This window comes from Streptomyces sp. SID14515 (assembly GCF_010548505.1).
In the GTDB taxonomy this organism is placed as follows: Bacteria; Actinomycetota; Actinomycetes; order Streptomycetales; family Streptomycetaceae; genus Streptomyces; species Streptomyces caviscabies.
This window is the reverse complement of sequence record NZ_JAAGMH010000067.1, coordinates 39198-60321: the sequence shown is the minus strand read 5'-3', so window position 1 is coordinate 60321 and position 21124 is coordinate 39198. Positions and strand designations below refer to the sequence as shown.

Below are 21124 nucleotides of genomic sequence, written 5' to 3'. Positions count from 1 at the left end.
GAAGATCCTGACACCGGGGTAATCCGTGAAAAAGCTCTCCGCACGACGACGCCATCCGCTGGCGGCGGTCGTCGTACTACTCCTCGCGCTGGCGGCCACCGGGGGGCTGTACGCCGCGTTTGCGCCTGCGGGCAAGGCGCAGGCCGATGAAACCGCCCAGTCCCTCGCCATCGAAGAGGGCAAGAAGCTCTACGCCGTAGGCTGCGCCAGCTGCCACGGAACCGGCGGTCAGGGCACCACCGACGGGCCGTCCCTCGTGGGCGTGGGCTCCGCCGCCGTCGACTTCCAGGTCGGTACGGGCCGTATGCCCGCGCAGCAGCCGGGCGCCCAGGTACCGAAGAAGAAGGTCATCTACACCCAGGCGGAGATCGACCAGCTCGCGGCGTACGTCGCGTCGCTCGGCGCCGGTCCGGTCACGCCGACCGACAAGCAGGTCGACCCGTCGGGCGCGAACGTCGCCAACGGTGGCGAACTGTTCCGCACCAACTGCGCCCAGTGCCACAACTTCACCGGTAAGGGCGGCGCCCTGACGGAGGGCAAGTACGCACCTGACCTCGAAGGCGTGAGCCCGAAGCACATCTACGAGGCCATGCAGACCGGCCCGCAGAGCATGCCCTCCTTCCCCGACACGACGATGCCGGAGCAGGAGAAGAAGGACATCATCGCGTACATCGAGTCCGTGAACGGTGACGAGACGGAGAGCCCCGGCGGCCTGGCCCTCGGCGGTCTCGGTCCGGTCAGCGAAGGTCTGTTCGCCTGGATCTTCGGACTCGGCGCGCTCGTCGCAGTCGCCGTTTGGGTCGCGGCCCACACCGCTAAGGCCAAGAAGTCATGAGTAGCCAACAGATTCCAGAAGACAGCCTGCCCGTGGTGCAGGAGACCGCGCACGGCGCGGTGGAGCGCAAGGACGACCCGTTCGCCGACCCGGGACTGCCGGCCCACCAGCCGCGCATCCAGGATCTCGACGAACGCGCCGCGAACCGCTCGGAGCGCGCCGTCGCGTTCATGTTCACCCTCTCGATGCTGGCGACGGTGGGCTTCATCGCCTCCTACGTCATCTTCCCGGTGGACAAGATCGTCTACATCTGGCCCTTCGGCCATGTGAGCGCGCTCAACTTCTCCCTGGGTCTCACCCTGGGCGCGGCGCTCTTCTTCATCGGAGCGGGAGCCGTCCACTGGGCGCGCACCCTGATGTCCGACGTCGAGGTCGCCGCCGACCGGCACCCGATCGAGGCCACGCCCGAGGTCAAGGCCCAGGTCATGGCCGACTTCGCGGCCGGCGCCGAGGAGTCCGCGATCGGTCGGCGCAAGCTGATCCGCAACACCATGTTCGGTGCGCTGGCCCTGGTGCCGCTCTCCGGTGTGGTCCTGCTGCGCGACCTCGGTCCGCTGCCGGAGAAGAAGCTCCGCAACACCCTCTGGGCGGAGGGCAAGCAGCTCATCAACATGAACACGATGAAGCCGCTGCGCCCCGAGCACATCACCGTCGGGTCCCTGGCCTTCGCCATGCCCGAGGGTCTCGACCCGGAGTCGCACGACTTCCAGACGCAGATGGGCAAGGCGGCCCTGATGATCGTCCGCATCGAGCCGGACGACATCAAGGACAAGCGCCAGCTGGCCTGGGCCCACGAGGGCATCGTCGCGTTCTCCAAGATCTGCACCCACGTCGGCTGCCCGATCAGCCTGTACGAGCAGCAGACGCACCACGTGCTCTGCCCGTGCCACCAGTCCACCTTCGACCTCTCCGACGGCGCTCGCGTCATCTTCGGTCCGGCCGGCCACCCCCTTCCGCAGCTGCGGATCGGTGTCAACAGCGAGGGCAACCTCGAGGCGCTCGGCGACTTCGACGAGCCCGTCGGTGCTGCCTTCTGGGAGCGCGGATGAGTACTGCGACAACGAACCCCTCGGCCGCCGAACCGGCGAGCGGACGCAAGGCTCCGGCCGGCGAGCGGGTGGCCGACTGGGCGGACGGCCGACTGGGCATCTACGGCCTGGCCAAGGCCAACATGCGCAAGATCTTCCCGGACCACTGGTCCTTCATGCTCGGTGAGGTCTGCCTCTACAGCTTCATCATCATCATCCTCACGGGTGTGTATCTGACGCTGTTCTTCCAGCCGAGCATGGGCGAGATCGTCTACCACGGTCCGTACGAGCCCATGCAGGGCATCCGGATGTCCGAGGCCTACGCCTCGACCCTGAAGATCAGCTTCGAGGTCCGCGGTGGTCTGCTCGTCCGGCAGATCCACCACTGGGCCGCGCTGATCTTCCTGGCCGGCATGTTCGTGCACATGATGCGCGTCTTCTTCACGGGCGCCTTCCGCAAGCCGCGCGAGATCAACTGGCTCTTCGGCTTCCTGCTGTTCGTGCTCGGCATGTTCACCGGGTTCACCGGCTACTCCCTCCCGGACGACCTGCTCTCCGGTACGGGTGTCCGCTTCACCCAGGGCGCGATCCTGTCCGTGCCGATCGTCGGTACGTACATCTCGATGTTCCTGTTCGGCGGCGAGTTCCCCGGCCACGACTTCGTGGCCCGGTTCTACTCGATCCACATCCTGCTGCTGCCGGGCATCATGCTCGGCCTGCTGGTGGCGCACCTGATCCTGGTCTTCTACCACAAGCACACGCAGTTCGCGGGTCCCGGCCGGACCAACAAGAACGTCGTCGGCATGCCGCTGCTGCCCGTGTACATGGCGAAGGCCGGAGGGTTCTTCTTCCTCGTCTTCGGCGTCATCGCGGTCATCTCGGCCATCGCCACGATCAACCCGATCTGGGCGCTCGGTCCGTACCGCGTCGACCAGGTGTCCACCGGCGCCCAGCCCGACTGGTACATGGGCTTCGCCGAAGGTCTGGTGCGTGTGATGCCGGGCTGGGAGATCAACCTGTGGGGCCACACGCTCGTCCTGGGCGTGTTCATCCCGCTGGTCGCCTTCGGCCTGGTGCTCGGTGTCATCGCGCTCTACCCGTTCATCGAGTCCTGGATCACCGGCGACAAGCGCGAGCACCACATCCTGGACCGCCCGCGCAACGCCCCGACCCGTACGGGCTTCGGCGTCGCCTGGATCACGGCGTACTTCGTCGGCCTCATCGGCGGCGGCAACGACCTGTGGGCCACGCACTTCCACCTGTCGATCAACTCGATCACCTGGTTCGTCCGGATCTTCTTCTTCCTCGGACCGGTCATCGCGTTCATCGTCACCAAGCGGATCTGCCTCGGCCTCCAGCGCCGCGACCGGGAGAAGGTGCTGCACGGTCGCGAGAGCGGCATCATCAAGCGCCTGCCGCACGGTGAGTTCGTCGAGATCCACGAGCCGCTCAGCCCCGAGCAGCTGCACACGCTCACGGCGCACGAGCAGTACCAGCCGCTCGAACTCGGCCCCGCGGTCGACGAGAACGGCGTCAAGCGCAAGATCTCCCCGGTGCAGAAGCTGCGCGCCAAGCTCAGCAAGGGGTACTTCGCCGAGGGGAACCAGATTCCCAAGGCCACCCCCGAGGAGTACAAGGAGATCAGCGAGGGCCACGGCCACCACTGATCGCCTGACCTGATCGCCACCGTGAGAGCCCCGTCCATTCGATGGACGGGGCTCTTCGCGGTCCCCCCGGCTGGATAGGGTGGAGCCATCTTTCCTGACCGGCTGTGGACCCTGGAGCGGACCATGAACGTTGTGACCCCGAACGGCGGCGACAGCGTGGCGGCCCACTCCTGGCCCGGCCTCCTGAACCCCCTGCTGCGCGGCGAGAACCTCAGCTCCGAGGAGACCGCCTGGGCCATGGACCGCATCATGAGCGGCGAGGCCACCGACGCGCAGATCGCCGGGTTCGCCGTCGCGCTGCGGGCCAAGGGCGAGACCGTCGACGAGGTCACCGGACTGGTCCGCGCGATGTACGCCCACGCCAACACCATCCAGGTGCCGGGCCGCACCGTTGACATCGTCGGCACCGGCGGCGACCTCGCCAAGACGGTCAACATCTCGACCATGTCCGCGATCGTCATCGCCGGCACCGGCGCCAAGGTCGTCAAGCACGGCAACCGCGCCGCCTCCTCCGCGAGCGGCTCCTCCGACGTACTGGAGAAGCTCGGCGTCAACCTGGAGCTGACCCCGCGGCGGGTGGTCGAGGTCGCCGAACAGGCGGGCATCACCTTCTGCTTCGCCGTGAAGTTCCACCCCGCCCTGCGGTACGCCGCCAAGGCCCGCAAGGAACTCGGCGCGCAGACCACGTTCAACATCCTGGGCCCCCTCACCAACCCGGCCCAGGTCCGCGCCCAGGCGGTCGGCGTCGCCGACGCCCGGATGGCGCCCATCGTCGCGGGCGTGCTGGCCGACCGGGGCAACTCGGCGCTGGTCTTCCGCGGCGACGACGGGCTCGACGAGCTGACCACCACCGCCACCTCCCGGGTCTGGGTGGTCCGCGACGGCGCGGTCCGCGAGGAGCCCTTCGACCCGCGCGACGTCGGGCTGCCCATCGTCCCCGTCGAGGCGCTGCGCGGCGCCGACGCCTCGTACAACGCCGATGTGGCCCGCCGCCTGCTGGAGGGCGAGGGCGGCGCGGTACGCGAGGCGGTGCTGCTCAACTCGGCGGCGGCCCTGGTCGCCCTGGACCCGGGCCCCGGCACGCTGACCGAGCAGCTCGCGGCGAAGATCACGGTGGCGGCCGAGGCCATCGACTCCGGAGCCGCCAAGCGTGCGCTGGAGCGCTGGATCGCGGCCAGCAACGCCTGAGCGCGCCGGAGAGGCACCTCCGGAGCACACGGTGTGACGCAGGGCGCAGTCCGGATGCCGGACTGCGCCCTTGCGCGTGTGCATACGTATGGCAAGATGCTGCGCAGGTCATGAGTGACAGCGACTACGGCCCCGGCCCGCTGTCCGGCAACCCTCCGTCCGTGGCGGGGTGCCCCGGGTGAAGACCAGGCCGTAGGCAGCGAGGTCTGCGGCAAGCGCGGGCCCCTCGGCATCCAGCGGATGCCAGCCCCCGGGGTCCTGGTCCCTAGGGAGCCTCTTGTGAGCAAGCGAATGCGCTAGGGCTGACCGCCCTCCTTCAGCGCACCTTTTTTCCTTCCTCCTCCGCGCCGCCGCGTATCCGCGGGCGCGTGGATTTCGCCTGCCTGTTACGGGAGTTCGCCATGTCTGTCTCCACCGCTGCCCTCGACTCGTCGGTTTGTGCCCCGCTGCCCGTTCTGGGCCAGGACGTCACTGTTCCGCTCGTCACCGGCGGTGAGGTCACCTACGCCGCGCTCGACTACGCCGCCAGCGCCCCGGCCCTCCAGCGGGTCTGGGACGACGTCGCCGCGTACGCCCCGTACTACGGCAGCGTCCACCGCGGGGCCGGCTACCTCTCGCAGCTCTCCACCGACCTCTTCGAGAACAGCCGGCGCACGGTCGCGGAGTTCCTCGGCTGCCGCGCCGAGGACCAGGTGGTCTTCACCCGCTCCACCACCGACTCCCTCAACCTGCTGGCCGCCGCGATCCCCGCCGACTGCCAGGTCTTCGTGTACGAGACCGAGCACCACGCCTCCCTGCTGCCCTGGCGCGACGCCCAGGTCACCTACCTCAACGCGCCCCGCACCCCGGCCCAGGCCGTCGAGACGCTGGAGCGCGCGCTGGCCGACCGCGACCCGTACGGTCCCGCCCTCGTCTGCGTCACCGGCGCCTCCAACGTGACCGGCGAGCTGTGGCCGGTGAAGGAACTGGCCGCCGCCGCCCACGCGCACGGCGCCCGCATCGTCCTGGACGCCGCCCAGCTCGCCCCGCACCACCCGGTGGACATCGCCGAACTGGACGTCGACTGGGTCGCGTTCTCCGGCCACAAGCTGTACGCGCCGTTCGGCTCCGGGGTCCTGGCCGGCCGCGCCGACTGGCTGCAGGCGGCCGAGCCGTACCTCGCCGGCGGCGGCGCCTCCCGCAAGGTCGCCCGGCGCGCCGACGGCGGCGTGGACGTCGACTGGCACACCACGGCCGCCCGCCACGAGGCCGGTTCGCCCAACGTCATCGGCGTCTACTCCATCGCCTCCGCCTGCAAGGCCCTGACCGAGGCGGGCTTCGAGGGCCTGGTCGCCCGGGAGCAGGAGCTGGTGGGCCGGGTCCGCGAGGGTCTGGCCGCGGTGCCCGAGGTGCAGGTGCTCTCGCTGTTCGGCGACGACGCGCCCCGGGTCGGCGTCATCTCCTTCGTGGTGCGCGGCTGGAACAGCTCGCACTTCGCCGCCGCGCTCTCCGCCGAATACGGCATCGGCGTCCGCGACGGTCTCTTCTGCGCCCACCCGCTGGTGCGCACCCTGCTCGGCAGCGACCCGCAGGACCCGGGCGAGTGCGGCGCACCGGAGGCCGAGCCGGGCGAGCGCTCGCTCAACGCGATCCGTGTCAGCTTCGGCGCCGGTACGCCCGACGAGCACATCGACCGGTTCCTGCGCGCGGTCTCCGAGCTGGTCCGCGAGGGCGCGCAGTGGAAGTACCGTACCGAGGACGGCCGTTGCGTCCCGGACCGCGGCGAGGCCGCCCAGGTCTGAGCGGGCCTCGTGAAGCACCTCGGCCGGGGGCAGGCACGCCGCCTGCCCCCGGCCGAGGTGCGTCGCCGGTGCGCCTACGCGTCGAGGCCGATGGCGAAGGCCGCTTCCAGGTCGTGCTGGGAGTACGTACGGAACGCCACATGGGTGTCGGTGCCCTCGACGCCGGGGATCTTGCTGATCCGGCCGGGGATGACATCGGCGAGGTCGTCGTGCCTGGCGACCCGGACCATGGCGATCAGGTCGTAGGTGCCGGTGACGGAGAAGACCTCGCTGACGCTGTCCAGCGCGGCGATGGCCTCGGCGATCTCCGGAATCCGGTCCACGCTGGTCTTGATGAGCACGATCGCGGTGATCACGGCTGGCTGTCTCCCTCGGTGGCCGTGGCTGGAGCCTTCACCTTAGCCCCACCCCGGTAACGCACCCAGGCGTACAGGAACCCGACCGCGAACCCGGCCACATGCGCCAGATACGCCACCCCGGGCCCGCTGCCCGCCCCCTGCGCCGCCGCCCACTGCAGGGCGAACCAGAAGACCAGCACGATCCAGGCCGGGAAGCGCAGCGGCAGGAAGAAGAGGAACGGGAACAGGCTGGTCACCCGGGCCTTGGGGAAGAGGTACAGGAACGCGCCGAGCACCGCGGAGATCGCGCCGGACGCGCCGACCAGCGTCTGCTCGGAGTCCGCGTGCGCCGCCGCGTAACAGACCAGGGCCACATAGCCGCAGCCCACGTAGAACAGCGCGAACCGCACCCGGCCCATGCGCTCCTCGGCCATCGCGCCGAACACGTACAGGAACAGCAGGTTCCCCAGCAGGTGCAGCCAGCTGCCGTGCACGAACAGTGCGGTGAACGGCGTGATCAGCGCGTGCGCGGAGCCCTCCCACAGCTCCGCCGGAATCACGCCCCACCGCTCGAAGTACCCGGCCTGCGCGGCGAGCAGCGCGTCCTCGCTCCGGTGGGCGGCGCCACCGAACCCGGAGAGCGGACTGATCAGGAAGACCACACCGCAGACGCCGATCAGCCCGTACGTGACCGGGGCCCCGCTCGACGCCGCCGCGTCCCGGATCCTCCCTGCCGTGGTCCGCCAGTCGGCCTGCCGCCACTCGATCATGTACAGAGCATGACGTACCGGCGGAGAACGGGACGGAGCGCCTCGCCGTGCCGATGCCTATACGCGAGGCCGTAGGGTTACGCCAGGACTTCCGCAGTTCGACGGCGCACCGCGAGATCCTTGACGTAGACAGGTGGAGTCGCGGCGGCGCGCCCGGCGCGGACTCCTGGCGACGACGAAAGAGGACGCAACGATGACGACGGTTCCCCTGCCGACCGACGGGACCCGCTGGCGCTGCACGCTGTGCGGCAATCTCACGCGCTTCGACGTGACCCGCTCCTCCAAGGTCGTGGAGTACGTGCACCTCGACCTGGCCGGAGAGTCGAGTGTCGAGGAGCGGGAGGTCGTCAGTGAGACCATCGAGTCGGTCCGCTGTCGTTGGTGCAACGCGGTGGATCAGATCGAACTGGTGGACAGGCCGGGTGCCGCTTCCTGAGGGAGCGCACCCTTCGACATATCTATGGGGTGACGGACGGTGGATCAGCCGACCAGCGGCGCCGGACCGGCCGATGAGGCCGACGGCGGTGCAGAGGCGCTCGGCCGTCCGCTGCCCGAGGGTGTGCGACGGCGGGTCGTCGCGCTGGTCTCGGACGCCTTCGGCGGACTGACCGTCTCCGAACTGCCCGCCCAGCTGCGGCAGTACGCCCGGTTCACCCCGACCCGGCGGGCGAAGTTCGCCGGGAACGCGATGGCCGCCGCGCTGGAGAGCGACGCCCTCTTCCGGCAGCGCATCGGTGAGCGGCTGGCCCAGTCGCAGCCCGAGCTGACCGGCGCGCTGGAGGCGGGTTCACCGCCCGCCGCCGCCGATCCCCTCGATGTGGCCGCGGCCGCCTATGTGCTGCGCCCGGTCGGCTGGGTCAAGCTGGTCGAGGCGGCCGGCGAGGAGGTCCAGCGCGCCGACGCGGAACGGGCGGACGAGGAGACCCGGCGCGAACTGGAGCAGCTGCGCGAGGAGCTGGAGCGGGCCCGCGCCCACACCCGCGCCGAGACCGAGCGGCTGCGCACCGAGCTGGAGGCGGCCCGCAAGGAGGCCGAGTCGCTGCACCGCAAGCTGCGCAGCGCGCTCAGCGAGGTGAAGCGCGGCGAGGCCGCCCTGCGCCGCAGCGCCGCCGAGACCGACACCGTACGGGCCGAGTCGGCCGCCCAGATCTCCGCCGCCGAGAGCGAGTCGCGCCGGCTCAAGGGGCGGCTGGGGGAGGCCGAGGCGGCCCTGGAGGCGAGCCGGCGGGCCGCCCGCGAGGGCCGCTCGGTGGAGGACATGCGGCTGCGGCTGCTCCTGGACACCGTGCTGGACGCGGCCTCGGGGCTGCGCCGGGAGCTGGCGCTGCCCCCGGCGACGACGCATCCCGCCGACACCGTGGACGCGGTGGAGCCGGGCCGGATGTCACCCAAGGACATTGCCGCCAGGGCCCTTTCGGAGACCGACCCGGCCCTCCTCGACCAGCTGCTGGCGCTGCCGCAGGCCCACCTCATCGTGGACGGCTACAACGTCACCAAGACCGGCTATCCGCAGATGCCGCTGGAGAAGCAGCGGTTGCGGCTGCTGGGCGGCCTCTCGGTGCTCGCGGCGCAGACCGGCGCGGAGATGACCTGTGTCTTCGACGGGGCCGAACTGGCCGCCCCGGTGCTGCTCGCCCCGCCGAGAGGCGTACGGGTGCTGTTCAGCAAGGCCGGGGTCACGGCGGACGAGCTGATCCGTCAACTGGCCCGCGCGGAACCGCCGGGGCGGCCCGTGGTGGTCGTCTCCACCGACCGCGAGGTGGCGGACGGTGTGGCGAAGGCCGGGGCGCGGCCGGTCGCGTCCGTCATGCTCCTCAAGCGCCTTTCGCGCGTCTAGCGGGATTTGCACGGCATGTGTGACATGCCGGATTTCTGGGAACGTACCGTCAAGTCATCGCTACACGCGGTGGGGTGAGAGTAAAGAAGTGCCTGGTGTGACGAGAAAAATCCTGTGAGGATTTGAACTGATCACAAGATGGTCACTAGGGTCAGGCCTCGAACCTTCGCACGGTTGATCACCCATTGGGGGTGACGGCGAAGGAACCGCCGAGTCCGTCATGTGCACGGAGCCGGGGAATCTTTCCCCCACAGCCCGGTAGGCGGCTCTGAGGAAGAAGGAGCTCGCCTTCGTGGCGTCCCACCGTCGTCCCAAGCAGCCGAGCCGCACCCGCGTGACCGTGCTCACCGCGACCGCCGCCGCGGCCGTGGCCCTGACCTCCCAGGCCGCCCACGCCGACCCCAAGCCGAGCAAGAGCGAAGTCAAGGCGAAGGTCGACAAGCTCTACCACGAGGCCGAGGCGGCCACGGAGAAGTACAACGGGGCCAAGGAGCAGCAGGACAACCTGAAGAAGGAAGTCGACGCGCTCCAGGACAAGGTCGCCCGCGGTCAGGCCGAGCTCAACACGCTGCGCGGCGAACTCGGTTCGATAGCCACCGCGCAGTACCGCTCCGGCGGCATCGACCCCTCGGTGGCCCTGTTCCTCGCCTCGGACCCGGACAGCTTCCTCGACCAGGCCTCCGCGCTCGACCAGCTGACGGTCAAGCAGACGGAGTCCCTGCAGAAGATCCAGTCCAAGCAGCGCACCCTCGCCCAGCAGCGCAAGGAGGCCCAGGACAAGCTCGGCGACCTCGCCGACGTCCGCAAGGCGCTCGGCGAGAACAAGAAGAAGTACCAGGGCAAGCTGGCCGACGCCCAGCAGCTGCTCAACACGCTGACGCAGGCCGAGCGGGCGAAGATCCAGGAGGAGGAGAACCGCGCCAGCCGCGCCTCCACCGACCGGGTCGAACTCGGCAACGAGGCCCCCGCGTCCGGCCGTGGCGCCGCCGCCCTCAGCGCGGCCGCCACCCAGATCGGCAAGCCGTACGTCTCCGGCGGCTCGGGCCCCAACTCCTACGACTGCTCCGGGCTGACACAGTGGGCCTTCGCCCAGGCCGGCGTCTCCATCACCCGGACCACGTACACCCAGCAGAACGACGGCCAGCGGATCGGCCGCAGCCAGCTCAAGCCGGGCGACCTGGTCTTCTTCAACGGCCTGTCGCACGTCGGCTTCTACGCCGGCAACAACCAGATCCTGCACGCCCCGAAGCCGGGCACCGTCGTCCGCTACGAGTCGATGGACTACATGGGCACCTTCCAGTTCGGCGTCCGTATCTGACGCCACGGCACGCCCGAACGAGGGAATCGCCGCGCACCACGCTGACGCCGCCGCCCCGCCGGAGACCAAGGTCACCGGCGGGGCGGCGGTGTTCGGGCACCCCTTCCGCCACCGGCGCGGTCTTTGGCCGGTGCGTAGTCGTCCGATTACTGTCTGGCTGCTGTGCGGCTCCCGGTCGTCGATCCGCCCGTCCCGGGCGGCAGGGGCCGCGCACTACCGCGTCAGCGGAAGGGAGTGCGGCTACCTGTGGTGTCCCATCGCCGTTCCACACAGTCCGGCTTCAACAGAGGCGTCCGGGTCACGGTCATCTCGGCGGCCGCCGCCACCGCGGCCGCGACCCTGACCGGGGCTCCGGCGAGCGCCGACCCGAAGGACACCCGGGAGAGCGCGAAGGCCGCCGTCGACCGGCTCTACGAGGAGGCCGAGCAGGCCACCGAGCGGTTCAACGAGGCCGGGGAGCGGGTGACCCGGCTGCGCGGCGAGGCGGACCGCGCCCAGGACGCCACGGCCCGGGGCCAGGAACGCGTCAACGAGATGCGCAACGCGCTCGGCGCCATGGCGGGCGCCCAGTACCGCACCGGCTCCATCGACCCGGCGCTCGCGCTGCTGCTCTCCGCCGACCCGGACAGCTACCTGGAGCAGGCCGCCGCCCTCGACCGGGCCGGCGCTCGCCAGGCGATGACCCTGGACAAACTCCGGCACGCCCAGCGCAAGATCGCCCAGACCCGTGCCGAGGCCACCCGCGCCCTGACCGAGCTGGAGCGCAACCGGGCCGCCGTCACCCGCCACAAGCGCGCCGTCGAGGGCAAGCTCCGCGAGGCCCGCCGGCTGCTTGCCTCGCTGCCGCCCGAGGAACGCGCCTCCTTCGACCGGGCCTCGCGCACCGGCCGCGACGGACTGCCCGACCTCTCCGGCGTCGCCCCCGGCTCGGGCCGTGCGATGTCCGCCGTGGCCGCCGTCCACCAGGCGCTCGGCAGACCCTACGTCTGGGGCGCCAACGGGCCCTCCGGGTTCGACTGTTCCGGCCTGATGCAGTGGGCCTACGCCCAGGCCGGCGTGAGCCTGCCCCGCACCTCCCAGGCCCAGCGCTACGCGGGCCGCATGGTGCCGCTCTCCCAGGCGCTCCCCGGTGACCTGGTCGCCTACCGCGCGGACGCCAGCCACATCGGCATGTACGTCGGCAACGGCCAGGTCATCCACGCCCCCTACCCGGGCGCCGCGGTCCGCTACGATCCGGTCGGCATGATGCCCGTCTCCTCGGTCACCCGGATCTGACCGTACGATCGGCAGGGTGGCCGTACGAGGACGTGACGCGCGCGGGGGAGGCCCCCGGGGGCGGCGGCGTGCGGCGGGCCTGCTGCTCGCCGCGCTCCTGACCGCGTCCGCCTGCACGGCCCCCGCGGCCCCGGACACCTTCCTCACCGCCGGCGTCCTCGACGCCACCCTGGCGGGCCGCGCGGCGGCCGTGCTCGCCCACGACACGACCGGCTACCTCGACGCCCTCGCCCCGGAGGCCGCGAAGCTGCGGGCCGCCCAGCGCACCGAACTGGCCAATCTCGCCGACGTGCCCCTGAAGTCCTGGACCTACGACGTCAAGGGCATCACCAAGCAGGACGGCCGGTGGGCCACCGCCGACGTGGAGCTGCGCTACCGGATCGCCGGCTACGACACCGCCCCGGTCGCCACCCGCCGCGTCCTGGAGCTGATGCGGGACGGCGAACGCTGGTACATCACCGCCGACCGGCCCGCCAAGGGCTCCTCCGGGCAGCTCTGGCAGCAGGGGGACGTGGCGGTCGTCGAGGGCGCGCACAGCATCGTCCTGGGCGTCGGACGGGGCGAGGAGGAGCTGCGGCAGATCGCCGACACCGTGGACCTCGCCGTCCCCGCCGTCTCGGACGCCTGGCCGCGGCCCTGGACCCGCCGGGTGGTGGTCCTCGTCCCGGACTCCGTCGAGGACATGGCGGGGCTGCTGGGCTCGCCCGAGGCCAGCTACCGGGGCATCGCCGCCGTCACCACCGGCGAGGTCGGCGGCACCGGCAAGAGCCCGGCCATCGCCGACCGGGTGATCGTCAACCCGCAGGCGTACGCCACCCTGGGCAGTTTCGGGCAGCGGATCGTCCTGACCCATGAGACGACCCATGTCGCCACCCGGACCAGCACTTCCACCGCCACCCCGGTCTGGCTCTCCGAGGGCTTCGCCGACTGGACCGCCTACCGGGGCGAGGACCGCGCCGCCGACACGGTCGCCCCCGAACTGGCCGCCGCCGTCCGCGCCGGCGAGACCCCCGCCGAGCTCCCCGCCGACCCGGACTTCGGCTTCGACGGCGACCCGGCGAAGCTCGCGGGGGCCTACGAGGGCGGCTGGCTGGCCTGCGAGCTGATCGCGGAGCGATGGGGCAAGGACAAGCTGATCGCCTTCTACGAGGCCGTGGGAGCCCACGACGGGCGCGAGGGAGCGGTGGAGCAGGCGCTGGACGCGGTGCTCGACACCACCTCCGAGCAGTTCACCGCCGACTGGCGCGACTACCTCGCCACCCGGCTCGGCTGACCGTCGACCGCGAGCGGGGCCGCGTCCGCGCGCGGCCCGCCCGGCACCGTCGACCGCCACAGCCGCCGCGCCGCGATCAGCGAGGCCGCCACCAGCAGCCCGTTCCGTACGAGCAGAAGCGTCACGCCCCACGCGTCGCTCGCCACCACATGGCCGAAGCCGATCGGGAACTCCAGCACCGTCACCCCCGCCGCCACCAGCGCCAGCACCGCCGGAAGCGTCATCGCGGCCGCCCGGAACGCCAGGCACACCGCCGCCAGCCCGACCAGCCACACCACGTACTGCGGGCTGATCACCCGGCTGGTGACCGTGAACAGCAGCACCGCCGTGAACGCCGCCTCGGCCGGGGTATGGGCCGCGAACGACCTCGCCCGCAGCCGCCACAGCACCAGCCAGCCCAGCGCCAGGACGGCGAGCCCCAGCGCCAGCGTCGACACCAGCTCCACCTGCGGGCCGATGAACTCCAGCGAGCCGTAGCGCAGCTCCACCCGCCCCTCCCAGCCGAATTGCCGCGCCACATGGAAGACCAGCGCCCCCAGCGACTCGACCTCCGTGCCCCGGTCCCGCTGGAAGGCCAGGAACGCGAACGCCCCCGGCATCCACAGCGCGAAGGAGACCGCGAGACCGGCCCCCGCCAGCGCCGCCGACACCCAGGCCGCCCGCGTCGGACGCCCCTTCCGCACCCCCACCAGCAGCAGCGCCGGCCACCCCTTCAGCAGCGCCCCGAACGCCGCCAGCACCCCCAGCGCGCGCGGATGACGCACCCCCGCCAGCAGCGCCGCCACCGCGACAGCCGTCACCATCAGGTCGTAGCGGGCGTACACCGTCGGCCCCAGCAGCGGCACCCCCACGACCCACACCCACGCCCCCGCCGCCCTTATCCCCGGCCGCCGCCCCACGTACAGCAGCAGCCCCAGCGTCAGCGCGTCGCAGAGCAGGACGAGGACGAAGAAGGCCGCCGCGTACTCCAGGAACGGCAGCAGGGCCGGGGAGAGGACCGCCAGGGCCGCTCCGGGCGGGTACTGCCAGGTGACGTCGTCCAGCGGATACGTGCCCGTCAGCAGCACCTCGTACCAGCTCCGGTAGATCACCGACACATCCACCGTGACGTCCGGGCCGGGCACCGTGACCACCTTGAACACACAGGCCAGCAGCCAGGCCCGGGTCAGCGCCCACACCGCGTACGGCCAGGGTCCCGCGCCGGTGGATGCTCGTCCCGTCATCGCCGTCCGCCTTCGTCGTCGCCGCCGGGTCTCCCGGCGGCCCATGATGCCGGGGGCCGTGCGCGGGAGCGGTGAAGCGCGGCCGTTGGGTACTGTCGGCGGCGATGGACAAGACCTTGATCGTGACCAATGACTTCCCGCCCCGCCCCGGTGGCATCCAGGCGTTCCTGCACAACATGGCGCTGCGCCTGGACCCCGACCGGGTCGTCGTCTACGCCTCCACCTGGAAGCGCGGCGAGGAGGGCGCGGCGGCCACCGCCGCTTTCGACGCCGAGCAGCCGTTCACCGTGGTCCGTGACCGCACGACGATGCTGCTGCCGACCCCGCGCGTCACCCGCCGGGCCACCGCCCTGCTGCGCGAACACGGCTGCACCTCCGTCTGGTTCGGCGCGGCCGCCCCGCTCGGCCTGATGGCCCCGGCGCTGCGCCGCGCGGGCGCCCGGCGGCTGGTGGCCACCACCCACGGGCACGAGGCCGGCTGGGCGCAGCTGCCCGCCTCCCGGCAACTGCTGCGCCGCATCGGCGAAGGCACGGACACGATCACCTATCTCGGTGAGTACACCCGCTCCCGGATCGCCGCCGCCCTCACCCCGGACGCGGCCGGCCGCATGGTCCAACTGCCGCCCGGCGTCGACGAGAAGACCTTCCACCCGGCGTCCGGCGGCGACAAGGTCCGGGCCCGCCTCGGGCTCTCCGACCGCCCGGTGGTCGTCTGCGTCTCCCGTCTGGTGCCGCGCAAGGGCCAGGACACCCTGATCCTGGCCATGCCCGCGATCCTGGCGCAGATCCCGGACGCGGTGCTGCTGATCGTCGGCGGCGGACCGTACGCCAAGGACCTCAAGCGCCTCGCGGCGGAGACCGGCGTCCAGGACTCGGTGCGCTTCACCGGGCCGGTGCCCTGGGCCGAGCTGCCCGCGCACTACGGGGCCGGTGACGTCTTCGCCATGCCGTGCCGGACCCGGCGGCGGGGGCTCGACGTGGAGGGCCTCGGCATCGTCTACCTGGAGGCGTCCGCGACCGGACTGCCCGTGGTGGCCGGCGACTCGGGCGGCGCCCCGGACGCGGTGCTCGACGGCGAGACCGGGTGGGTGGTGCGCGGCGGCAGCGCCGAGGAGTCGGCGGACCGGATCGTGACGCTGCTCGGCGACCCGGAGCTGCGCCGGCGGATGGGGGAGCGGGGCCGGGCCTGGGTCGAGGAGAAGTGGCGCTGGGACCTGCTGGCGGAGAAGCTCAAGACCCTGCTGTGACGGTACGGCGAAGGGGCCCGCGCTTTGCGAAAAGCGCGGGCCCCTCCGACGTAACCCTCAGGCGCGGTAGATCGACTCCACCTCGTCCGCGAAGTCCTTCGCCACCACGTTCCGCTTCAGCTTCAGCGACGGCGTGATGTGGCCCGCCTCCTCGGTGAACTGGGCGGGCAGGATACGGAACTTGCGGACCGACTCGGCCTTGGAGACCGCCGCGTTGCCGTCGTCCACCGCCCGCTGCACCTCGGCCAGCAGCTCCGCGTCCTCGCGCAGCGACAGGGCCGTCGAGCCGACCGGCTTGCCGTGCTCCTCGGCCCAGCGGCCCAGGAACTCCTCGTCCAGGGTGACCAGCGCGCCGACGAACGGGCGGCCGTCGCCGACCACCATGCACTCGGCGACCAGGGCGTGCGCGCGGATGCGGTCCTCGATGACGGCCGGGGCGACGTTCTTGCCGCCCGCCGTCACGATGATCTCCTTCTTGCGGCCGGTGATCGCGAGGTAGCCGTCCTCGTCGAGCGTGCCGATGTCCCCGGTGTGGAACCAGCCGTCGGCCAGCGCCTCGACGGAGGCGGCCTCGTTCTTCCAGTACCCGGTGAACAGGTGCTCGCCGTGCAGCAGCACCTCGCCGTCGTCCGCGATCCGCACGACCGAACCGGGCAGCGGCTGGCCGACCGTGCCGATCTTCTGCCGGTCCCACGGGTTGAACGCGGTCGCCGCACACGTCTCGGTCAGGCCGTAGCCCTCCAGGACCGTGAAGCCGATGCCCCGGTAGAAGTGGCCGAGCCGCTCACCGAGCGGAGCGCCGCCGGAGATCGCGAACTCGCCCCGGCCGCCGAGCACCGCGCGCAGCTTCCCGAAGACCAGCTTGTCGAAGAGCTTGTGCTTGAGCTTCAGACCGAGCGAAGGACCCTGCGGCGTGCTCAGCGCCCGGCTGTAGGCGATCGCCGTGTCGGCGGCCCGGTCGAAGATCTTGCCCTTGCCGTCCGCCTGCGCCTTGGCGCGGGCCGCGTTGTAGACCTTCTCGAAGACCCGGGGCACACCCAGGATCAGCGTCGGCCGGAACGAGGCCAGCTCGTCGGTGAGGTTCTTGATGTCCGGGACGCAGCCGAGCTTGATCGGGGCCATCACCGAGGCGACCTCGACCAGCCGGCCGAAGACGTGCGCGGCCGGCAGGAACAGCAGCACCGAGCACTCGCCCGTACGGAACAGCGGCTTCAGCCGCTCCACCACGTTGCCGCACTCCGCGAAGAAGCTGCGGTGGGTGAGCACACAGCCCTTCGGGCGGCCCGTGGTGCCCGAGGTGTAGACGATCGTCGCCGGGTCGTCCGCCTTGGCGCTGACCATCCGCAGGTCCATGGTCTCGTCGGAGACCTCGGCGCCCGCCTTGCCGAGCGCCTCCACGGCGCCCGCGTCGATCTGCCAGACATGCTCCAGCTCCGGCAGCGCGTCCCGTACGGAGGCCACGGAGGCGGCGTGCGCGTCGCTCTCCACGAGCACCGCCACCGCCCCGGAGTCACCGAGGATCCACTGCACCTGCTCGGCGGAGCTGGTCTCGTACACCGGCACGGTCACCGCGCCCGCGCTCCAGATCGCGAAGTCCAGCAGCACCCACTCGAAACGGGTGCGCGACATCAGGGCGACCCGGTCGCCGGGCTGCACGCCCGAGGCGATCAGCCCTTTGGCGGCGGCTCTCACCTCGGCCAGGAACTGGGTGGCGCTGACGTCCGTCCAGACGCCGGCCACCTTGCGGCTCATCACCGCGACTTCGGGATGCTGAGCGGCATTGCGGCGGATGAGATCCGTCAGGTTGCCGTCCGTCGGGACCTCGTACAGGGCCGGAAGGCTGAACTCGCGCAAGACTGCTGCTCCTCATCGGGCTCCGGTGCCACGGCTCTGTGTGACGCACCGGCTGCGGTCCAAGAATGGCGGGTGCTCAGTGGGGTGAGCACGACTGGACTGCCCGGACGTTACCCACCGGTACTCGGTTCCGGATAGGGGGTTCCGGCCAGATGTCTTATGCATCACACATATAAATGGCCCTTTCGCGCACAGTAGTCCACCGCTGTCCCGACGTGGAAGTAACCGCAGGTCCGGACGGTCTACCCAGCGGTGGAACGGGCACTCTAGGGTGATCCCATGCGAGGCAGCGAACCGGACAACGGGGGCTCGGCCGCCCGGTCCACCCGGATCCACGTGGTCAGCGACGTGCACGGCAACACCGAGGCCCTGGCCCGCGCCGGGGACGGGGCCGACGCCCTGATCTGCCTCGGTGACCTGGTGCTCTTCCTCGACTACGCCGACCACTCGCGCGGCATCTTCCCCGATCTGTTCGGCAAGGAGAACGCCACCCGCATCGTCGCCCTGCGCACCGCCCGCCGCTACGACGAGGCCCGCGCCTTCGGCCGCGAGCTGTGGGCGGGCCGCGACCGCAACACCGAGATCCTCGGCGCGGTCCGCAGGCAGTACGCCGAACTCTTCGCCGCCTTCCCCACTCCGACGTACGCCACCTACGGCAACGTCGACGTCCCCGACCTCTGGCCGGAGTACGCCCGCCCCGGCACCACCGTGCTGGACGGCGAACGCGTCGAGATCGGCGGCCGGGTCTTCGGCTTCGTCGGCGGCGGCCTCAAGACCCCGATGAACACCCCGTACGAGATCAGCGACGAGGAGTACGCGGCCAAGGTCGAGGCGCTTGGCCCGGTCGACGTCCTCTGCTCGCACATCCCGCCCGAGGTCCCCGAGCTGACGTACGACACCGTCGCCCGCCGCTTCGAACGCGGCAGCCGCGCCCTGCTGGAGGCGATCCGCGCCACCCGCCCCCGGTACGCGCTTTTCGGCCATGTTCACCAGCCGTTGGTCCGCCGGATGCGGATCGGGACCACCGAGTGCGTCAACGTCGGCCACTTCGCCTCGACCGGAACGCCCTGGGCGCTCAGCTGGTGACCGCGGGCGGCCGGGCCGTGGACCGGAGCGCCCCGGGCACGCGATAGCCTGCACAGCGGCAGGCTCCTGCCGAACGCGACCGGTATCACCGCACTGGAGGGCCACGGCGATGGCTGAACACACCAGCTCGAGCATCACGATCGAGGCGGCGCCGGCCGACGTCATGGGCGTGATCGCCGACTTCGCCCGCTACCCGGAGTGGACCGGCGAGGTCAAAGAGGCCGAGGTCCTCTCCACCGACGACCAGGGCCGCGCCGAGCAGGTCCGCCTCGTCCTGGACGCCGGAGCGATCAAGGACGACCACGTCCTCTCCTACACCTGGACCGGCGAGAACGAAGTCAGCTGGAGCCTGGTCAAGTCCCAGATGCTGCGCTCCCTGGACGGCACCTACGCCCTGGCCCCGATCGGCGGCGGCGAGCGGACCGAGGTCACCTACCGGCTCGCCGTCGACGTCAAGATCCCGCTGCTCGGCATGATCAAGCGCAAGGCCGAGAAGGTCATCATCGACCGCGCCCTCGCCGGTCTGAAGAAGCGCGTCGAGTCCGCCCCGGGAACCTGAGAGCCGTGCGTACGGTACTGGTCACCGGCCTCGGCGGCGCGGGCCGCACCACCGTCGCCGCGGCCACCGCGCTGGCCGCCGCCGAGCAGGGCGGCCGCACCCTCCTGATCTCCGCCGAGGGCATACCCGGCTTCCCCGCCGGTACGGAACCCACCCGGGTCGCCGACCGCCTGGACCACGCCCGTATCGACTCCGGCGCGCACTTCCGCGCCGAACTCACCGAACTCCAGAAGCGCGCCTCCGGCGTCCTGGACCTGCTCGGCGCCGGCCGGCTCGACGGCGAGGAGCTCACCGAACTCCCCGGCTCCCCGCAGCTCGCCCTGCTGCACACGCTGCGCCGGGCCGCCGAGGGCGACTGGTCCGGCTACGACACCCTCGTCGTCGACCTCCCGCCGCTCACCGAGGCCCTCGCCCTGCTCGCCCTGCCGGAACAGCTGCGCCGCTATCTGCGCCGGCTGCTCCCCGCAGAACGCCAGGCCGCCCGCGCCCTGCGCCCGGTCCTCGCCCAGCTCGCCGGGGTCCCGATGCCCGCGCAGTGGCTGTACGAGGCCGCCGCCCGCAAGGACGAGGAGCTGGCCGCCGTCCAGGCCCTGATCGAGGACGGGTCCACCACGCTCCGGCTGGTCGCGGAGCCGGGCCTGGCCGCCGAGGACGCCCTGCGCACCGCCCGTACCGGCCTCGCCCTGCACGGACTGAGCGCCGACCTGCTGGTCGCCTCCCGCGTGCTGCCCCGGCACTCCGCCGACCCCTGGTTCGCCGCGCTCGCCGCCCAGCAGGAGAAGTGCCTGGACCACTGGCACCAGGACGTGGCGCCGGACGTCCCCGTGCACGAGGCCGCCCACCTGGGTCGCGACCCGCAGGGCCCGGACGACCTGGCCGCGCTGGAGCTCCCCGCCCCCGACGACCGCACGCCCGGCCGGGCCGAGGACCCCTGGTGGATCGAGGAGGAGCCCGGCGCCGAGGACGCGGCGACCGTCCTCGCCTGGTGCCTGCCGCTGCCCGGGGCCGCCAAGGAGGACCTGCGCCTGGTCCGCCGGGGCGACGAACTGCTCCTGACCGTCGGCCCCTTCCACCGGATCGTGCGCGTCGCCTCCGCCCTGCGCCGCTGCACCGTCTCCGGCGCGGCCCTGGCCGACGGGGTGCTGCGGGTGAGGTTCACCCCGGATCCGGCCCTGTGGCCGCGCACCTCCTGAACGGCGTGCGGCCATTCGGGTAACGTCGGTAGTACGTGTACCGCAGGCCGACCGTCGGCCGCCCCGCGTCGCAGGAGTCCGCCATGAGTGAAGCCACCGATCGTCCCGTCGACGGCGACGCGTGGGCCGACGCCTGCGCCGAGGACCTCGCGGCCGAGAAGGCCCGCCGCCGAGCCCAGTACGGGCCCCCGCCCGGCTCCGCCGCCGAGGAACTGCGCAAGCTGGTCGACGCGGTCGCCGACAAGGTCTCCTCGCTCCAGACCCCGCTGCTCGGCGTCGCCGCCCAGGGCGCGGTCCAGCAGGCCATCCGGCAGGCGAAGTCCGCCGTCGAACCCGTCATCGAGCGCAACCCGGAGCTCTTCGACCACCTCGCCGCCGCGGGCAACGAACTGCTGGCCGCGTACCGCTCGGCGGTCGAGGGCCAGGAGAGCCGCTGGACCCGCACCACCGAGGGCGCGTCGGGCACGAGCGGCGCCACCGGCCCCGCGGGCCCCTCGAAGCAGGCCGCCGAGGACCCGTCCGACCCCCGCGACGAAGGCCCTTCCGGCACCGAACGCATCGACCTGGACTGACCGGACACAACGGCCGGCGGAGACCGGACACAACGGCCGGGACCGACCTGCCCCGGCCGGGCCGGGCCACGCCTCGGGTA

The 21124-nt window shown here is 71.7% G+C and carries 19 protein-coding genes and 1 riboswitch; of the genes, 15 read left to right on the top strand and 4 right to left on the bottom strand.

Annotated features, from left to right (window positions below; translation table 11 throughout):
- Window positions 1-25 precede the first annotated feature (25 nt).
- The 5 genes from G3I54_RS13145 (at window position 26) to G3I54_RS13125 (ending at window position 6499) form a co-directional block, all read left to right on the top strand.
- The gene (locus tag G3I54_RS13145) at window positions 26-835 is read left to right on the top strand and encodes a c-type cytochrome (RefSeq protein ID WP_030622655.1); all 810 of its coding nucleotides are present in this window, start codon (window positions 26-28) and stop codon (window positions 833-835) included.
- Entirely contained in the window at window positions 832-1884 is a 1053-nt protein-coding gene (locus G3I54_RS13140; RefSeq protein ID WP_164614288.1) for a Rieske 2Fe-2S domain-containing protein, read from the top strand. The genes G3I54_RS13145 and G3I54_RS13140 overlap by 4 nt, the downstream gene beginning before the upstream one ends.
- Window positions 1881-3530 (top strand): cytochrome bc complex cytochrome b subunit, encoded by a 1650-nt coding sequence (locus tag G3I54_RS13135; RefSeq protein WP_164614286.1) that lies wholly within the window; start codon window positions 1881-1883, stop codon window positions 3528-3530. The genes G3I54_RS13140 and G3I54_RS13135 overlap by 4 nt, the downstream gene beginning before the upstream one ends.
- A gap of 123 nt (window positions 3531-3653) precedes the next feature.
- On the top strand, window positions 3654-4718 hold the full coding sequence (gene trpD, locus G3I54_RS13130; RefSeq protein ID WP_164614283.1) for an anthranilate phosphoribosyltransferase: 1065 nt from the start codon (window positions 3654-3656) through the stop codon (window positions 4716-4718).
- 106 nt (window positions 4719-4824) lie between these two features.
- Window positions 4825-4942, top strand: a riboswitch (SAM riboswitch).
- Window positions 4943-5119: 177 nt separating this feature from the next.
- The gene (locus G3I54_RS13125; RefSeq protein WP_164614281.1) at window positions 5120-6499 is read left to right on the top strand and encodes an aminotransferase class V-fold PLP-dependent enzyme; all 1380 of its coding nucleotides are present in this window, start codon (window positions 5120-5122) and stop codon (window positions 6497-6499) included.
- A 74-nt stretch (window positions 6500-6573) separates the two neighbouring features.
- Here the strand turns inward: G3I54_RS13125 and G3I54_RS13120 are convergent, their stop codons facing one another.
- Both G3I54_RS13120 and G3I54_RS13115 read right to left on the bottom strand, forming a co-directional pair.
- Window positions 6574-6855 (bottom strand): Lrp/AsnC ligand binding domain-containing protein, encoded by a 282-nt coding sequence (locus tag G3I54_RS13120; RefSeq protein ID WP_003969641.1) that lies wholly within the window; start codon window positions 6853-6855, stop codon window positions 6574-6576.
- Window positions 6852-7607 (bottom strand): rhomboid family intramembrane serine protease, encoded by a 756-nt coding sequence (locus tag G3I54_RS13115; protein ID WP_164614279.1) that lies wholly within the window; start codon window positions 7605-7607, stop codon window positions 6852-6854. Before G3I54_RS13115 ends, G3I54_RS13120 begins: the two co-directional genes overlap by 4 nt.
- A gap of 193 nt (window positions 7608-7800) precedes the next feature.
- Between G3I54_RS13115 and G3I54_RS13110 the strand changes: the two genes are divergently transcribed.
- The 5 genes from G3I54_RS13110 (at window position 7801) to G3I54_RS13090 (ending at window position 13310) form a co-directional block, all read left to right on the top strand.
- On the top strand, window positions 7801-8043 hold the full coding sequence (locus G3I54_RS13110; RefSeq protein WP_015608051.1) for a hypothetical protein: 243 nt from the start codon (window positions 7801-7803) through the stop codon (window positions 8041-8043).
- Between the two features lie 39 nt (window positions 8044-8082).
- Window positions 8083-9444, top strand: a complete 1362-nt coding sequence (locus G3I54_RS13105) for an NYN domain-containing protein (protein ID WP_164614277.1) — start codon at window positions 8083-8085, stop codon at window positions 9442-9444.
- Window positions 9445-9736: 292 nt separating this feature from the next.
- Window positions 9737-10762: a C40 family peptidase gene (locus tag G3I54_RS13100; RefSeq protein ID WP_164614275.1), complete on the top strand. Its 1026-nt coding sequence runs from the start codon at window positions 9737-9739 to the stop codon at window positions 10760-10762.
- 246 nt (window positions 10763-11008) lie between these two features.
- Entirely contained in the window at window positions 11009-12037 is a 1029-nt protein-coding gene (locus G3I54_RS13095) for a C40 family peptidase (protein ID WP_164614273.1), read from the top strand.
- Window positions 12038-12053: 16 nt separating this feature from the next.
- Window positions 12054-13310 (top strand): hypothetical protein, encoded by a 1257-nt coding sequence (locus tag G3I54_RS13090; RefSeq protein WP_164614271.1) that lies wholly within the window; start codon window positions 12054-12056, stop codon window positions 13308-13310.
- Here G3I54_RS13090 and G3I54_RS13085 read toward each other — a convergent pair.
- On the bottom strand, window positions 13286-14533 hold the full coding sequence (locus G3I54_RS13085) for a glycosyltransferase family 87 protein (RefSeq protein WP_164614269.1): 1248 nt from the start codon (window positions 14531-14533) through the stop codon (window positions 13286-13288). The two genes, G3I54_RS13090 and G3I54_RS13085, sit on opposite strands and share 25 nt — an antisense overlap.
- A gap of 104 nt (window positions 14534-14637) precedes the next feature.
- Between G3I54_RS13085 and G3I54_RS13080 the strand changes: the two genes are divergently transcribed.
- Window positions 14638-15780, top strand: coding sequence for a glycosyltransferase family 4 protein (locus tag G3I54_RS13080; protein WP_164614267.1), 1143 nt, complete (start codon window positions 14638-14640; stop codon window positions 15778-15780).
- Window positions 15781-15837: 57 nt separating this feature from the next.
- Here the strand turns inward: G3I54_RS13080 and G3I54_RS13075 are convergent, their stop codons facing one another.
- Window positions 15838-17634 (bottom strand): AMP-dependent synthetase/ligase, encoded by a 1797-nt coding sequence (locus G3I54_RS13075; protein WP_164614265.1) that lies wholly within the window; start codon window positions 17632-17634, stop codon window positions 15838-15840.
- A gap of 279 nt (window positions 17635-17913) precedes the next feature.
- Here G3I54_RS13075 and G3I54_RS13070 point away from each other — a divergent pair, with 279 nt between their 5' ends.
- The 4 genes from G3I54_RS13070 to G3I54_RS13055 all read left to right on the top strand — a co-directional run bounded on the left by G3I54_RS13070 (window position 17914) and on the right by G3I54_RS13055 (window position 21044).
- Window positions 17914-18720: a metallophosphoesterase gene (locus G3I54_RS13070; RefSeq protein WP_164614262.1), complete on the top strand. Its 807-nt coding sequence runs from the start codon at window positions 17914-17916 to the stop codon at window positions 18718-18720.
- A gap of 109 nt (window positions 18721-18829) precedes the next feature.
- Entirely contained in the window at window positions 18830-19279 is a 450-nt protein-coding gene (locus tag G3I54_RS13065; protein ID WP_030622669.1) for an SRPBCC family protein, read from the top strand.
- A gap of 5 nt (window positions 19280-19284) precedes the next feature.
- The gene (locus tag G3I54_RS13060) at window positions 19285-20472 is read left to right on the top strand and encodes an ArsA-related P-loop ATPase (RefSeq protein WP_164614260.1); all 1188 of its coding nucleotides are present in this window, start codon (window positions 19285-19287) and stop codon (window positions 20470-20472) included.
- A gap of 83 nt (window positions 20473-20555) precedes the next feature.
- The gene (locus G3I54_RS13055; protein ID WP_164614258.1) at window positions 20556-21044 is read left to right on the top strand and encodes a DUF5304 domain-containing protein; all 489 of its coding nucleotides are present in this window, start codon (window positions 20556-20558) and stop codon (window positions 21042-21044) included.
- Window positions 21045-21124 lie beyond the last annotated feature (80 nt).